The sequence below is a fragment of the Labrys wisconsinensis genome (assembly GCF_030814995.1).
Lineage (GTDB): Bacteria > Pseudomonadota > Alphaproteobacteria > Rhizobiales > Labraceae > Labrys > Labrys wisconsinensis.
The window spans coordinates 278,764-294,154 of sequence record NZ_JAUSVX010000005.1 but is presented as its reverse complement, the minus strand read 5'-3'; the positions used below and the strand labels follow the sequence as shown (position 1 = coordinate 294,154).

Annotated in this window: 13 protein-coding genes; 3 read left to right on the top strand and 10 right to left on the bottom strand. The window is 66.1% G+C overall.

Going from position 1 to position 15,391, the window contains the following annotated elements; all coding sequences use genetic code 11:
• Nucleotides 1–43 precede the first annotated feature (43 nt).
• Both QO011_RS16050 and QO011_RS16045 read right to left on the bottom strand, forming a co-directional pair.
• On the bottom strand, nucleotides 44–2,470 hold the full coding sequence (locus tag QO011_RS16050; RefSeq protein WP_307273847.1) for a YbcC family protein: 2,427 nt from the start codon (nucleotides 2,468–2,470) through the stop codon (nucleotides 44–46).
• A gap of 19 nt (nucleotides 2,471–2,489) precedes the next feature.
• Nucleotides 2,490–4,049, bottom strand: coding sequence for a proton-conducting transporter transmembrane domain-containing protein (locus tag QO011_RS16045; RefSeq protein WP_307273843.1), 1,560 nt, complete (start codon nucleotides 4,047–4,049; stop codon nucleotides 2,490–2,492).
• 108 nt (nucleotides 4,050–4,157) lie between these two features.
• On the opposite strand from QO011_RS16045, the gene QO011_RS16040 reads away from it, so the two are divergent.
• The 3 genes from QO011_RS16040 (at nucleotide 4,158) to QO011_RS16030 (ending at nucleotide 7,357) form a co-directional block, all read left to right on the top strand.
• On the top strand, nucleotides 4,158–5,039 hold the full coding sequence (locus QO011_RS16040; RefSeq protein ID WP_307273841.1) for a LysR family transcriptional regulator: 882 nt from the start codon (nucleotides 4,158–4,160) through the stop codon (nucleotides 5,037–5,039).
• A 77-nt stretch (nucleotides 5,040–5,116) separates the two neighbouring features.
• A complete protein-coding gene (locus tag QO011_RS16035) occupies nucleotides 5,117–6,316 on the top strand; it encodes a Fic family protein (protein WP_307273839.1) in 1,200 nt (399 codons plus the stop codon).
• A 120-nt stretch (nucleotides 6,317–6,436) separates the two neighbouring features.
• Nucleotides 6,437–7,357 carry a LysR family transcriptional regulator gene (locus QO011_RS16030; protein ID WP_307273837.1) on the top strand — a complete coding sequence of 307 codons (921 nt, stop codon included), beginning with the start codon at nucleotides 6,437–6,439 and terminating at the stop codon, nucleotides 7,355–7,357.
• On the opposite strand, the gene QO011_RS16025 is transcribed toward QO011_RS16030, so the two are convergent.
• From QO011_RS16025 to trbE, 8 genes are read right to left on the bottom strand one after another with little or no spacing between them, the layout of a single operon-like run.
• Complete coding sequence (locus QO011_RS16025; protein WP_307273836.1) at nucleotides 7,321–7,578, bottom strand: DUF2274 domain-containing protein; 258 nt, start codon at nucleotides 7,576–7,578, stop codon at nucleotides 7,321–7,323. The genes QO011_RS16030 and QO011_RS16025 overlap by 37 nt on opposite strands.
• A complete protein-coding gene (locus QO011_RS16020; RefSeq protein WP_307273833.1) occupies nucleotides 7,575–8,777 on the bottom strand; it encodes a TraB/TrbI/VirB10 family type IV secretion system protein in 1,203 nt (400 codons plus the stop codon). Before QO011_RS16020 ends, QO011_RS16025 begins: the two co-directional genes overlap by 4 nt.
• Complete coding sequence (gene trbG / locus QO011_RS16015) at nucleotides 8,774–9,847, bottom strand: P-type conjugative transfer protein TrbG (protein WP_307273831.1); 1,074 nt, start codon at nucleotides 9,845–9,847, stop codon at nucleotides 8,774–8,776. The genes QO011_RS16020 and trbG overlap by 4 nt, the downstream gene beginning before the upstream one ends.
• Complete coding sequence (gene trbF, locus QO011_RS16010; protein WP_307273829.1) at nucleotides 9,844–10,533, bottom strand: conjugal transfer protein TrbF; 690 nt, start codon at nucleotides 10,531–10,533, stop codon at nucleotides 9,844–9,846. Before trbF ends, trbG begins: the two co-directional genes overlap by 4 nt.
• A 3-nt stretch (nucleotides 10,534–10,536) precedes the next feature.
• Nucleotides 10,537–11,886, bottom strand: a complete 1,350-nt coding sequence (gene trbL / locus QO011_RS16005) for a P-type conjugative transfer protein TrbL (protein ID WP_307273827.1) — start codon at nucleotides 11,884–11,886, stop codon at nucleotides 10,537–10,539.
• Entirely contained in the window at nucleotides 11,883–12,209 is a 327-nt protein-coding gene (trbK-alt, locus tag QO011_RS16000; protein WP_307273824.1) for a putative entry exclusion protein TrbK-alt, read from the bottom strand. The genes trbL and trbK-alt overlap by 4 nt, the downstream gene beginning before the upstream one ends.
• 9 nt (nucleotides 12,210–12,218) lie before the next feature.
• Entirely contained in the window at nucleotides 12,219–12,956 is a 738-nt protein-coding gene (gene trbJ, locus QO011_RS15995) for a P-type conjugative transfer protein TrbJ (protein ID WP_307273821.1), read from the bottom strand.
• Nucleotides 12,953–15,391: a conjugal transfer protein TrbE gene (gene trbE, locus QO011_RS15990; protein ID WP_307274224.1), complete on the bottom strand. Its 2,439-nt coding sequence runs from the start codon at nucleotides 15,389–15,391 to the stop codon at nucleotides 12,953–12,955. Before trbE ends, trbJ begins: the two co-directional genes overlap by 4 nt.

Below are 15,391 nucleotides of genomic sequence, written 5' to 3'. Positions count from 1 at the left end.
CTCCTGACCGGAATTCGCACTGCGGGGCTGGCGGGGCATGGCGTCAGACCGCCACTTTGAGTTGCGGCGACGCATGAGAGGCCTCGCGGTCTCCCATCGCCGACCATTTGAGATCGCCCGCGTAACGCCAGGCCATGCGCCCGGCCTCGTCCAGGGCGAACAGATGCAGCCAGCCATTGTCGAACAGGGCGCGCACGCCCGCGTGCCGGCCAAGGATCTCCGACATCGCTTCACGCGGGACCTCGATGCAGACCGACAGCCGCAGCGGATCGTGCGCATAGCGCTCGCCGTCGTGGACCGACTGCCAGGGCAAGCCGACGCGCAGGAGCCCCCCATTGCCCTCGACCACACCGATCCCGCCGGTGACATTGTGTAGGAGCTTGTTGCCGCCCCCGAAGACACCGGGCGCGACGGTCGATCCATAATATTGCAGGCTGATCCAGCTCGCCACGACGACCGGAGCGGTCAGGATCAGCTCGAGAACGCTGAAGCTCTTGTCCTGCTTCCAGTCGTAGTCATGCAGGAAGGCCCGCCCCTCCAGACTCTTGCCAGCCGTGCGCCGGCGTGGCGCGGCGATGAAGGTCTGGCATCCGGCAAGGGCCCATTCGGGCCGGGTTTCCGACCAGTCGCGGCTTCTGCGATAAACGGCGGCCTCGCTTGCGGCCCGGGGCAAGCGAAGGGCGCGTTCGGTCCGCGCCATCTTGCCCGCCGAAGCCAGCCAGGTTCTCGCCTGATCGAGGTCGCCCTTGTGGGCGGCGGAGGGATGATCCTCGTCATAGAGGGTCACGTCGTCTGTGGTGGTGTCGTGGAGCGCCGCCACAAACAGCGTGTCGTCTGGAATTTCGATCCCACTCTGCGAGAGCCCATCTCTCACCTCGGCATCGTTCAGAAGTGAGGCGAGCAGTCGGGCGTTGACCTCTCCGGAATAGCCGCCGCAGGCGCCGCAATGCAGGGCGCTGGCATGAGGATTGTTGACGACGTTGGCGCCATGACCGGCCAGAAGCACCAGCGGTGCAAAGTCGCGGGTCAGGGACATCGCGCGCAGCACGGTCTTGGCGGCCTTCACCCGGGCCGCCGCGTCGAGCGCCGGATCGAGCCGAGGCGCCGGATCGCTGGGCGGCCGAGCGCCATCCAATCGCAACGCATCGGTCAGGAGCTTGCCCACATAGACGGGGCCTGTCGCCTCGACGAAGGCGAAGGAGGAGACCGCGGCGAGCTTGAACCGGCCCCAGGCGCGCTTCGCGCGCGCCTTGAACCGCGTCGACTGATCCTCCGCGTGGAGGTCGGGGCCGCCGGAGCACGACCTGAGCGCCGGATTGAGCAGGACTGGCAGCCGCCGTTCCTCGACATCCGAGGCGAACCGCCTGTGCGCTGTGGTCAGACCGAAAAAGCCCGCGAAGCCCAGGGTCTGGATCCGGGGATCGAGGCTCTCGAGCGCCCGGCGAAAAACCTCGGAACGAACATCGATGCAGAAGGCCGCCTGGAGCGCCGGTCGATCCTCAAGCGCTTGAGGACACTGCCCGGCAAGAGTCTGCGCCAACGCCCGCTGCACAGAGCGCTCGGCGGCCTCCTGCAGGATGGCGTCGATGTCGCCATCAAGCGTCGGTGCGAGGGGCGCGGCATGTGCTGTGCGCACACTTGCCCAAGCCTCCGCGATCTCGGCGCCGTAGTGCAGAAAGAGCGCTTCTTCCCAGATCAGACGGATGGCCAGGAAATCGGTGATCGTCGCGTCCGTGCCGTCGGCGAGTTCCGCCTGCCAGAGCTTGTAGCGGGCAAACTGCGCCCAGCCGCCGAGCGTCATGAGCATCTGATGGAAGTAGGTCTCGGCGGCGTCCGCCTCCAATCCCAGCCGAGCCACGACCCGCTCGACCGCCGCAGAAGCTGTTTCCGGCGCCTCCGATACATGAAGGGCGAAGTTGGACAGCCCGGCGATTTCGGGCGTGAGGTCATGGGTGGTGATAGCCCGCCAGGCGGCATAGGCGCCCTTGCCTTTCGGCGCCGCCCAAAGCGCTTGTCCTTCGTCGAAATAGCCGGCGGCCCAGGCTCCGAAGCGCTCGGCGATGATCCCCGGCCAATCGACGCCGGATGCGCGCGCTGCCAGATCAGCGATAGTCGGAAGCGCATTTGGGCGCGGCGCTTCTACGCTGACCGCGGCCTTGAGCACCGAGACATCAACCCGCGTCGACCCGGCCGGCGTGCTCGCTATTGCCGCCTCGAGATCGGCATCGCTGATCGCGCCCGTCGCGATCTTCTGAGCATACCAACCCCGGGGCATGGTGACGGCGGCGCCGGAGACCCGCGCAAGCCGTGCGCCTACCTTGGCGAGGGGCTCGTCGGTCTGCCCAAGAAACGGGTTGACCGCGACGCTGGACGCCAGGGGCCAAGCGGGCGGGATCGCGCGGGCGGCGCGATCCATGGCGATCGCCAGTGCCTGAGCGTCGGGCCAGGTCGAGAGGATTTCGTTGGGCATGATCGGTCTTCCTGGTCGGTTAGGATGGGTTACGGACGGACCAGCCGCCGATCAGCCGGTCGAAGACGGCGTTGGCGTAAAATCCGTTCGAAAGATGCACGCGAAGGCCGGCGGCGGCGGGGTGGTTGGCCCAAAGAGGAAACATGGCCTGCACGATGGCGACGATGCCGAAGCTCGCGGCCGTCAGTGCGATCAGCGCCCATTCGAGCGGACCAGGCGCCGGCGGCGGCGGCAGGACATTCGCGGTCATCGCGGTCGCTGCCCACTGAAGGGCGAAGTAGCCGACCGAGGTCGCCACGGCATAGACGGCTGTGCGCCGTGTCAGCGCTCTGGGCGCCGCGTCGGCGAACCCTTGCGCCAGCATATAGGCGACGCCGAAGATCAGAATGGCGCCGAGCGCGATCGCCTGAGGCGACTTGTGTTCGAAGCCGAAGCAGGCCCCGACCAGGACGTAGATCGCGAGGGCCGCCAGGAAGGCGCGCGCCACGGCGCCCGCCTTTGGCACGGCGACCGGGCCGGGCCTGCGGATCGCAGCCACGCGCTCAACGGCGCCGCCGGAGGCGAGGAAGGAATGCGCCTTGTAGAGCGAGTGGGCGACGATGTGCAGCAGCGCCAGGGGGAAGAGCGCCAGGCCGCACTCGAAGATCATGAACCCCATCTGGGCCACGGTGGACCAGGCGAGCGAGGTCTTGACCGCGGGCTGGGTCAGCATGACCAGGCTGCCGAAAAGCGCGGTGAACCCGCCGATCATGACCAGCGCGGCAAGCACGCCGGGCGCCAGCAGCATGACGTCGGCAAAGCGGATCAGCAGAAAGCCGCCGGCATTTATGACGCCGGCGTGAAGGAGCGCCGACACCGGCGTCGGCGTTTCCATCACCTCAGTGAGCCAGCCGTGGGCGGGAAACTGGGCCGACTTGAGCACCGCGGCGATCGCCAGAAAGCCGGCGGCGGCGATGGCGAGCCCTCCACCCGCGCCCAATTTCGCGGCGGCAAGGATCGTCCCGACGTCAGATGTCCCGTAAGCGGCGGCCAGGAAGAACGCGCCGCCGAGGAGCGCGGCATCGCCGAGCCGCGCGGTGATGAACTTCTTCCGCGCCGCCCGCTGCGCGGCGATGCGGTGCGGATAGAACAGCAGCAGCCGGTGCAAAAACAGGCTGGTGGCGATCCAAGCGATCACCAGCTGGAACAGATTGCCGGCGGTCACGAGGAGCGCCACCGACGCCAGTGTCAGGCAAAGCCACCCGGTGAAGGCGCCTTGGCGGGCCTCGCCGTCCAGGTAGGTCCGCGCATAGCGGACGACGATCCAGCCGACGAACGTCACCAGCAGCAACATGGTCGCGCTGACGGCGTCGAGCCTGACCGAAGGACCGAATCCTTTGAACCCGGGGACGGGACTTTCGACAGCTCCGAAGAGGATCAGGCCCCCGGCTGACAAGATCGCCGCAAGCAAAGCGAGGAGCGAAGCGGTTTCGGCCAGTAAGGGGCTGAGTTTCGGCCGCCGACCACGATCGAGGAAGCCGATTGCTCCGGCGAGAAGCAGCGGAACGGGCGCCGACAGCGGCGCGAGGAAGTGCTGCACGAGAGCCCCCTTTCAAAGACAATGACTGTTCGGGGACGTTGGTACCTGATGACGAAATCCGAAAAAAATTCATTGTTTCGGCAAAGTCGTTCGTTTTAATAGAACGATATGAGAGACCTGAACTACAATCACCTGCGCTACTTCTGGGTGGTGGCTCACGAGGGCAGCCTCACGCGGGCGGCCGAGCGCATGAACCTGTCCCAGTCGGCTCTTTCTGTTCAAATTCAGAAGCTTGAGCACCAGATGAGCCATCCGCTTTTCGAGCGCGTCGGCAGGAAGCTCATTTTGACAGAGGCCGGGCAGATCGCGCTCGACTACGCCGACACGGTGTTCAAGGCCGGCGACGAACTCATGAGCACCCTGCGGGGACAGCCGCTGGCTACCCGTCAGGTTCTCCGCGTCGGTGCCCTGACGACCCTGTCGAGGAATTTCCAGCTCGAATTCCTCCGGCCCCTGGTCGGCCGATCGGATGTCGAATTGATCGTCCGCTCAGGCAACGTTCGCGATCTGCTCACGCAACTGGAGGCGCACACCATCGATGTGGTCCTGGCCAACAGCGCCGCGCCGCGCGACGCCCGCTCGTCCTTGCGCAATCATTTGCTCAACGAGCAGCCCGTGAGCTTGGTGGGCCATCCGCGTGCCGATGGGCGCAAGTTCAAATTTCCCGACGATCTCCGGTCGGAACCGATTCTTTTGCCGAGCCTGGACAGCGATATTCGCGTCGCCTTCGATCGGGTGCTCGAGCTAGCTGGGATAAGACCCATCATCCTGGCCGAAGTCGACGACATGGCGATGCTGCGTCTGCTCGCCCGTGAACGGGAGGGCGTGACCCTCGTGCCTCCAATTGTCGTCCGCGACGAGCTTGAGGCGGGTGTCCTCGTCGAGCACTGCCGGATACCCGAGGTCACGGAGACGTTCTACGCCATCGTGCAGAAGCGGCGGTTCCCCAATCGGCTGCTGAGCGAGCTTCTCCCGGTCGGGAAGCTCTAGGCGAGGGAGCGACCGCTGCGGGGCCTTGAATTAACCCCACCCGCTATTAAGATATATGGCGGTATGCTTTAATAGCGATGAAGCTAATTAAAGGATCGCGCGTGACGGACGGGGAGAATCAAAGGCTCGGCGCCTATGTCGAAACGAGCGCGGGAGGCGAGCGCGTGCGGGCCTATGTGCCTGCCCCGCTGCCGCCGAATCCGCCGCTCGAACTCGGGCGCTTCATGCAGGTCTACGAACGCGCCATCGCCGCGGTCGGGCGCCTGGACGGTGTGACGACGATCCTGCCCTCGACGCCTTTGTTCCTCTACATGTACGTCCGCAAGGAAGCCCTCCTCTCGTCACAGATCGAGGGGACGCAATCCTCGCTGTCCGATCTGCTGCTGTTCGAAAATCACGAGGCGCCGACGGTCGAGCTCGACGATGTGACCGAGGTCTCGAACTACGTCGCGGCGATCGAGCACGGCGTCTCCCGAATGCGGGGTGGATTTCCCTTGTCGCTCCGGCTGATCCGCGAAATGCATGCCATCCTGCTCAAGTCGGGACGGGGCGCCGCGAAGCAACCCGGCGAGTTTCGCCGCTCGCAGAACTGGATCGGCGGAACCCGGCCCGGCAACGCGCTGTTCGTGCCGCCACCGCCGAACCGGCTGGACGAATGCCTAGATGCGCTCGAGCGCTTCCTGCACAGCGAGGATGCAGCGCTGCCCCCGCTCATCCGGGCGGGCCTAGCCCACGTCCAGTTCGAGACGATCCACCCTTTTCTCGACGGCAACGGGCGCCTGGGTCGGCTGCTTATCACCCTGATCCTATGCGAGGCGGGGGTGCTGCGCGAGCCGATCCTCTATCTCAGTCTGTTCCTGAAATCCCGGCGCGACGACTATTACCGGCTCCTGCAGGAGGTCCGCCAGGCTGGGACCTGGGAGACCTGGATGGAGTTCTTCCTGACCGGCGTCGCTGAGACTGCTGAACAAGCCGCCGCGACCGCGCGCGATCTCATCGCCATGTTCGATGCTCACCGACAGCAGATCGCCGCTCTCGGCCGTGCGGCCCCATCCGCGCTCCGCGTCCACGAATTGATGCAAGCCAGCCCGATCGTCACCATCCAGACTGTCTCCGAGAAACTCGCCATCTCTTTCCCGACCGCCAGCACGGCGCTGGAAAATCTCGCCAAGATCAACGTCGTGCGCGAGACCACGGGACGGCAACGCGGCCGGATCTACGCCTATTCGGACTACCTGGCCTTGCTCGATCGCGGCACCGATCCATTGCCGGCCTGAGATATTGGATCGAACCAAGCTCTCGACACATTCGTTTGGGTAGAGTCGATCACGGAGGGGGACGCAAGAGGGGGCAAAGTTTGTGAAAGGCGGCCCGTCAAGGCCGATGAAGTGAGTCGTGTGGATGTAGAGCTTAGTGATCTGCGTTTGGCTGTCGTGACGTCACAGCACCGCAGCCTGCGGCAGGCGGCGGAAGCTCTGAACATACGCCAATCGACCTTGAGCCGCCGGCTGCACGAGATCGAGCGCCAGCTTGGCGTGGTCTTGTTCGAAAGGACGAATGGCGGCACCCACCTCACCACGGTCGGACTGGAGTTCGTCGCGAGCGCCAAACGGATCCTCGATGACGTGGACACGGAGCTCCGACGGATCAAAAGCAGAAGCCGTGGTGAACTCGGCCTCCTGACAATTGGCGTTCATGCCTCCCCGTCAGCGGGACACATGCACGCGACGCTCGTCGAATACCATCGCCGCTTTCCGGACGTGGATGTGCGCACCGTCGATGGCAGCCAGGATCGGCTGCTATGCGCTCTGGCGGGGAGCGCCGTCGATATTGCGATCATGACCGGCCATGCGACCTCCTGGGACGGCCGGATGCTCCCGCTTTGGAGCGAACGGGTGATCGTGTCCTTCCCGCAGCATCATCCGCTTGGCCAGAATTCGAGGATTCGCTGGGCGGATCTCGCAAACGAAAAGTTTCTCGTCCCACAGCAAGGCCCTGGGCCGGAGTTGGAGGGGTTGCTCGCGGCGAAACTTCGTCATGCCGTCGGCTCTCAGCAGATCGTCCACCAGGACTCGTCACTGGACAGGCTGCTGAGCCTGGTCAGTGCGAACTATGGCACGCTCCTGATGTTCGAGGGCGCGACGGGCGTCCGCCACGAAGGCGTCGTCTACCGGGAAGTCTGGGACGATGACGGCCCGACCCAAGTCAAATTCATGGCCTATTGGCGAGACGCGAACAGCAACCCGGCGTTGGGGTCGTTCCTGGCGATGTTACGCGAACACTACCCTGATTTCTCGGTCGAACCGCCAACGACCTGAGCGCTTCGATCACGACGCGCTTTGGCGAAGGCACGGTCGGTCGCCATGAATCGCTCGATCATCGGCGCGATGAGCTTCGAAGGCTCGGGCGCCGTTTGACCGGTCGTCCGGCCGAGCACCTGAGCATAAACGACGAGATCGCGATGCACGGCGGCCGGTAGCTCGACGCTGATTTTGACCGGCTTGTCGTCGGTCAGTGGCCCGAGTTTGAGCTTCGTCATGGTGTGCCTCCCTGACCGTAGGGCGCCAGCACCAGGTCGCGCGTGACGATGACACGAACCGGAAAGCCCGGTCGGATGGTGAGCGTCGGCTGGATGTTGAGCTGGCGCTGTACGATCTGCTGGCCGGTCTGGCTGATGCTGTTCGACGCGCCGGAGCGGATCGCTTGCACGAGATTGTTCTCGTTCTGGCTTGTGCCGGCCTCCGCGCCGACGCTGAGGAGGGTCGAGAGGACGGCGGCCTTGAACAGCATGCCCCAATGGTTATCGACCTCGTCTTCGAGCCCCGCATAGCCTTGGGTATCGGCGCCCGGCTGTCGTTCCAGCACGATGGAATTGCCGTCCGGCATGATGATGCGCGTCCAGACGAGAAGGATGCGGCTCTGACCGAAGGCTACCGAGCTGTCGTATTGTCCAATCAGCTTCGCGCCCTGCGGGATCAGCAGGTAGTGCCCGGTCGGGCTGTCGTAGACGGCCTCCGTCACCTGGGCCGTGATCTGGCCCGGAAGATCGGAGCGGATGCCGGTGATGAGCGCCGCAGGGATCACGGTTCCCGCCTGCACGACATAGGGCGAAGCCTTGGCTTCGAGACGGTCGGGGCTGACCGTTCGCTTGTCCGTCGCGGCGTTGAGGAACGCGGTCTTGCGATCCTGCATGTTCTGCGCGGACCCCGCATCGACGGGTGGCGTGGGCGTCGGACCGCCCTGTGTCGCCGTCGCCGGCGGAGCAACGAGGCCGACCGGCTGCGGCTGCTGATTGGTCTGGGCGAACAGGCGGCTTATGCGCGCTGCCTCGGTTTCCTGAGCCAGCCGCTGCGCTGCGGGATCGGGCGTGGTTGCCGACACGCTGGTATTTGGCGCGGCGCCGGCATTGAGGATGGGCTTGCCAAGGTCGCCCGGGAGTGGCGGCCCGATTTGCGGCGCCTGGCGCGGAAGGCCGGTATAGTCCTTCGGCAGCCCGGCCAGCCCCTCGGCCGAGGGGCGGCTTTGGGTGCTGAGCAACTCCTGCCCGGTCTGCGACCTGTTCCGGGTCTGAAGGGCGTAGCCGAGAGCGCCCGCGACCGCGAGGGCCGACACGGCGCCGAGCGTGATCAGCACCTTACGCGAGAGGCGCGTGACGCGCGGCCGTTCGCCCCGGAGCCGCAAATCGGGCGGCACGACAGGCGCTGGCGCCGGCGCTTGTGCTTCCGGTTCGTCCGTCATGACCGCGGCCTTCCATCGGTGCGGACGATGCGGACGCGCCGCTCGCTATCCTTGTCGCCGAGACGAAGTTCGGCTGCGGCGAACAGGCGGTCGACGATGTAGTAGTTGGCGCGGACCCGATAGTTCACCAGCTCGGAGCTGCCCGCCGGGCCGATGACGAAGAGCGGCGGCATTTCGCCCTGGCGGATGCCGGACGGGAATTCGATGTAGACCTTCTGGCCGTCGTCGAAGGCGCGCAGCGGCCGCCAAGCGGGATTGTCACCCTCGATCGCATAGCGGAAGTTGATCGCGGCCAGATCGACGCCGGTGGCGATCGGCGCGGCTGTTTCGGCCGCCGCATTTTGCTGGCGCAGCGCAATGAGCTGGTCTTCCGGATATTGCCAGGAGACCGACGCCATATAGGTCTTCTCGGTCGAGCGCAGCTCCAGCAGATAGGTCCGCCGATCGGTGTTGATGACGAGATTTGTGACGAGATCCGGTCGGGTGGGTTTGACCAAAATGTGAATCCGCTTGGTCGGACCCGCCCCGCTCTCGGTGTCGCCGATGATCCAGCGCACGGTGTCGCCGGCGGCGACCGGCCCCGTGCCGACGAGCTGTTCGCCCTCCTGCAGGGCGATGTCGGTGATCTCGCCTGGCGCCGTGTAGGCCTGATAGAGCGCGCCCGCCGAATAGGGATAGACCTGCACGGCGTTGATGAAGCCGTTGCGAACCGGCTGGATGCGGGCGGCCGCGTTGGCCTGATTGACGCGCACGGTGGGGTCCGCTGCTTCCGGCGCGGGCTTGCCGGTGTCGAGCGGCTTCAACTGGCCCGGCAGCGGCAATGGCTTCGGAAGCTCGACGATCTTCACCGGCGGCGGTGGATCGACGGAGAGCTTCGCCGGCACGGCGGTATCGTAGTTGATGTCGGGCGGAATGAACTTGTGGGCGCAGCCGGCGAGCGCCGTCACGGATAGCAGCAGAGCCGCGAAGCCGGATTTACGGAAAGGCGCAAAGCCGCCCTTCTGGCTCGGTTGAGAGACGGAAAGACGTGAAGCCGGACCGCCGGCTTCCATGGAAATCGGCGGGGTCATTGTCCCAGCTCCTTCGACCAGTTGATGGCGGTGACGTAGATGCCGAGCGGGTTCTTGCGGAGCACGTCGGCGGAGGTTGGCGGCTGGATCGCGACGGTGAGGATCGCGGTCCAGCGCGAGGTGTCGGCGAGCGCGCCGTCCTGATAGCGGTGCTCGACCCACTCGACTCGGAAGCTGGACGGCGATGCGCGGATCACGCTCGAGACGTCGATGGCGATCTGCTGGTGGCCGAGCTTGGCGAACGGATCGTTGGCGCGGGCGTAGTCGTTGAGCGCCTGCGAGCCCGAGGTGGTGGTGAAGTCGTAGGCCTGGAGCCAGTTCTGCCGCACGATGATCGGATCGGCCGGCAGCGAGCGGACCATCTCGATGAAATGGGCGAGATACCAGGCGATCTCCGGATCGCTCGGGGCGTAGTCGGCCGTGGCCGGCGCGACAGCCTGAGCCTGGCCGAGCTTGTCGACCTGCACCACCCAGGGGACGATGCTGCCGTGGGTGGATTGCCAGACCAGGCCACCGGCCAGACCCATCGAAAGCGCGAGTGAGCCGAAGGCCATCAGCCGCCAGTTCTTCGCCTGCACCCGGGCCGAACCAATTCGCTCATCCCAAGCTTGGGCGGCGCGCTGGTAGGGGGTCTCGGGTTCGGGGGTACGGCCGTAGCGGACCGTGGATCGGCGAAAGAGCGCCATTGTCTATTCTCCCGAAAGATCGACGGAATGGCCGCCGCCGTGGCTGTCACCGGACCTGAGGACGTGCGCCGCGGTGGTCGCGCCCTGGTGGATCGATTGATTGCGTCGCATCCGCTGCGCCCAAGCGGGAGGACTGGATCCGCTCGAACTCGGCGTAGGGGCGACCGCCTCGCCGCTGCCGACCGTTCCTTTCGTCGAGGAGCCGCCCGTGGCCGCGAAACTGGACCTCGCGCCGGCAGCGAAGCTGTCGCGCATCGAGCCTGCGGCCTGAGCCGCCGCGCGGCGCATTGGCGCTGAGGCCGCCGCCGCCGCGGCCCGACCGACACCGCCAAGACCAGCGGCCATGCCCGACGCGCCGGACCGGCCGGCGGAGGCCAGGCTGTAGGCGGAAGAGGCGCCACCGGCCATGGCCGCACCACCACGGGCCGCGGCCGCCGTCCCCGACGCAGCCGCCATCGCTCCCCTTCCGGCCAGGCCAAGCGCGCCAGCGCCGGCCATGGCAGTGCCGGCGACGGCAAGGCCAGTGCCGACGGCAGCGCCCGCGCCGAGTTGCGGCGCGCCGGAGACGAGACCCGTGGCGATGCCGGGCCCAAAGATGCCGAGGCCCAGCATTGCCAGCGCCGCGAGCACGACGGACAGCGCCTGCTCGATGGTCGGCTGGCCGCTGGCATAGGTCTGGGTGAACTGCGAGAAGAGGCCGGTGCCGATTCCGACAATGACGGCGAGCACCATCACCTTCACGCCGGAAGCGACGATGTTGCCGAGAACCTTCTCGGCAAGGAAGGCGGTCTTGTTGAAGAGGGCGAAGGGGATGAGGATGAAGCCGGCGAGCGTCGTCAGCTTGAACTCGATCAGCGTGACGAAGAGCTGCACCGCCAGGATGAAGAAGGCGATCAGCACCAGCAGCCACGACACCATCAGCACCGCGATCTGGACGAAGTTCGCGAAGAAGCTGGTGAAGCCCATCATCTGGCTCGCGGCGTCGAGCAGCGGCTGGCCCGCGTCGAGGCCGACTTGCGCGAGATGGCCGGGCTGCAGAAATGTGGCGGTCGAGATCGTCGAGCCGCCAGCCTTCAGGCCGAGGCCAGCGAAGCTGTTGAAGACGATGGCGGAGAGATTGTTGAAGTTGGTGATGATGAAGGCGAAGAAGCCGATGTAGAGGGTCTTCTTCACTAGGCGCTGGAGAATGTCCTCGTCGGCGCCCCATGCCCAGAACAGGCCCGCCAATGTGATGTCGATGACGATCAACGTCGATGACAGATAGGCGACCTCGCCTTTGATCAGGCCGAAGCCCGAGTCGATGTAGGTCGTGAACGTGTTGAGGAAGGTGTCGATGACCCCGACGTTGTTCATCGCGCATCTCCCGAAGTGGTGGTGGCCGGCGCGACGGCGCCCGGGGGCGATGGCGGCAGCGGCCGCGCCGGCCTGCCGAAGAAGCGCCGGCGGTTCTCCTCCCAGACCGCCTCACAACGCGCATCCACGGCATCCTTGGGACCGAGCGCGCTGCACCGGCGCAGCTCGGCCGCGAGGTCATCGGTGGCTGGAGCGGTGATGGTCGGAAGGGGCTCGACAACGGGCATCGAGGGATGCCGGTTGATCGCGAAGAGGGTCGCGGCGAAGCACGCGATCAAGGCCAAGATCGCGGCGGCGCGGAAGATGTCCGACCGGCCCAGCATCAGCCCGCCTCAGTTGCCGCTGAACATCGTGACGTTGCCAGGCTGGTAGCCGCTGCGCGTCGAGAAGGTCTTGTAGTTCTGCTGGCCTTGCGCTTCGGCTGCGGCGACGCGCGCCTGCTCCAGCGCGTCGGCACGGCCTTTCGCCGACAACACGGCGACGACGTCGGAGAGCTGCTGGGATTGGAGGGCCAGAAGCTGGTTCCCGGCCTGCGCCGCTTGCAGCGCACCCGTCGCGCTCTGGCTGGCTGTGACCAGGGAGGTCATGGCGCTGGAATTGGTCGGGATATTGCCGACCACGCCCGCCTGAACCTTCAGGCTGTCCTCGAAAGCCGCGACCGAATTTTGCCAGCGCTGCTGAGCATTGGCGACCATCGTTGTGGTCGAGCCCGTGCCCGCTGCGCTGCCGTAGCTGGTCGAATAAGCCTGCTCGATCCGCTGGACGTTGAAGGCGATGTTTTGCGCTTGGCCGAGCAGCGACTGGGTCTGTGCGATCGACGACTGAAGCTGGGTCAGCGTCGACATCGGCAGGTTGGCGAGATTGCGCGCCTGGTTGACCAGGCTCGTCGCCTGATTGGTCAACATCTGAATCTGGTTGTTGATCTGCTGGAGCTCACGCGCCGCCGTCAGCACGTTCTGGCTGAAGTTGGTCGGATCGTAGACGATCCATTGCGCCGAGGCCGGCGGCACGGCGACGGCCAGGGACAGCACGACGGTGCTTGCCGCCGCCAGATGACGCAGCTTGATCATGATGACGTCTCCAGGTTGGTCAGCTCGGGGATGAGATCAGCGGCCCAGAGAAGCTCGCGATCGGCGAGCCAGGTGGGCGTGAAGGCTTTACGACCGCTCTCGGCGATGACGCGTTCGATTGCGGCGTGGTCTTGCTTGGAGGATGCGGCACAGAACGCCAGCGCGACCGGCCCGAGTCCGAGCTCGAACAGCCGGTTGCCGCGGCGGGATTGGCAGTAGTAGTCGCGCTTCGGCGTCGCCCGCGCGAGGATCTCGATTTGGCGATCGTTGAGGCCGAAGCGCCGGTAGATCGCCGTGATCTGCGGCTCGATCGCGCGTTCGTTCGGCAGGAAGATGCGTGTCGGGCAGCTCTCGACGATGGCGGGCGCGATGTTGCTGCCGTCGATGTCCGAGAGCGATTGCGTGGCGAAGACGACGGAGGCGTTCTTCTTACGCAACGTCTTCAGCCATTCGCGAAGCTGTTGCGCGAAGGCGGGATCGTCGAGGACCAGCCAGCCCTCGTCGATGATCAGTAAGGTCGGCCGGCCGTCGAGGCGGCCCTCGATGCGGTGAAACAGATAGGTCAGCACGGCAGGCGCCGCGCCGGCGCCGATCAGGCCCTCGGTCTCGAAGGCCTGAACCGAACTGGAACCGAGGCGCTCGGACTCGGCATCGAGCAGCCGGCCGGAGGGACCGCCGACGCAATAGGTTTGCAACGCCTGCTTCAGCGCGGTGGATTGCAGCAGGACCGCGAGGCCGGTGATCGTGCGCTCGCCCACCGGCGACGAGGCCAGCGACGTCAACGCCGACCAGACATGCTCCTTCGCGATCGGATCAATCGTGACGCCTTCCTTCGCAAGGATGGTTGTTACCCATTCCGCCGCCCAGGCGCGCTCGGCCAGATCGTCGATCCGCGCCAGCGGTTGCAGCGAGACGGAATGCTCCGACCCGGCCGACAAGCTACCGCCGAGGTCGTGCCAGTCGCCGCCCATCGCGAGCGCCGCGGTGCGGATCGAGCCGCCGAAGTCGAAGGCGAAAATCTGGTTGTTCCGGTAGCGGCGGAACTGCATTGCCATCAGGGCCAGCAGCACGGACTTGCCCGCGCCGGTCGGGCCGACGATCAGCGTATGGCCGACGTCGCCGACATGGAGGCTCAGCCGGAACGGCGTGGACCCCTCGGTCTTGCCGAACAGCAGCGGCGGCGCCTGGAAATGCTCGTCGCGTGCCGGCCCGGCCCAGACCGCTGAAAGCGGGATCATGTGGGCGAGATTCAGCGTCGAGACCGGGGGCTGGCGGACGTTGGCGTAGGCATGGCCGGGAACGGAGCCGAGCCAGGCCTCGAGCGCGTTCACCCCTTCCGGCATGCAGGTGAAATCGCGGCCCTGGATCACCTTCTCGATGAGGCGCAGCTTCTCCGCCGCGAGGCCGGCGTCTTCGTCCCAGACGGTGACAGTGGCGGTGACATAGGCCTGGCCCACATCGTCGGAGCCCAGCTCCTGAAGCGCGAGGTCCGCGTCGGCCGCCTTGTTGGCCGCATCGCTATCGACCAGCGTCGAGGCCTCGTTGGTCATCACCTCTTTGACGATGGCGGCGATCGACTTGCGCTTGGCGAACCATTGCCGCCGGATCTTGGTCAGCAGCTTCACCGCCTCGGTCTTGTCGAGGAGGATCGCACGGGTCGACCAGCGATACGGAAAGGCGAGCCGGTTCAGCTCGTCGAGGATGCCGGGATGAGTCGTGGTCGGGAATCCGACCACGGTGAGTGTCCGCAGATGATGGGCGCCGAGCCGCGGCTCCAGTCCGCCGGCGAGCGGCTCGTCAGCGAGCAGCGCATCGAGGTGCATCGGCGTCTCGGGGACGCGCACGCGCTGCTGCCGTGTTGAGATCGTCGAGTGCAGATAGGTCAGCGTGTCGCCGTCATCGAGCCAATCGACCTCGGGCATGAACCCTTCGACCAGTTGCAGGACGCGGTTGGTCCGATCGACGAAGCCGTGCAGCAGCTCCCAAGGATCGACGCCGGTCTGCGCGCGGCCCTCATAGAGCCAGCCCTCGACGCGCGAGGCGTCCTCGGCCGGCGGGAGCCAGACGAAGGTCAGGAAATAGCGGCTCTCGAAGTGGGCGCCTGCCTCCTCGAAGGCGTCCTGCCGTTCGAGATCGACCAGGGCCGATGCCGGATCAGGAAACGTCGAATGCGGATAGGTCTGGGCGGCGATCCGCTGCGCCTCGACGAAGATCGCCCAGCCGGAGCCGAGCCGGCGCAGCGCGTTGTTCAGCCGTGCGGTGACGCCTACCAACTCGGCCGGCGTCGCGCTGTCGAGGTCCGGTCCGCGAAAACGGGCGGTGCGCTGGAACGAGCCGTCCTTGTTGAGGACGACACCCTCACCGACGAGAGCGGCCCAGGGCAGGAAGTCGGCGAGGCCGGCAGGACGATGGCGGTATTCGGCAAGGTTCAGCAT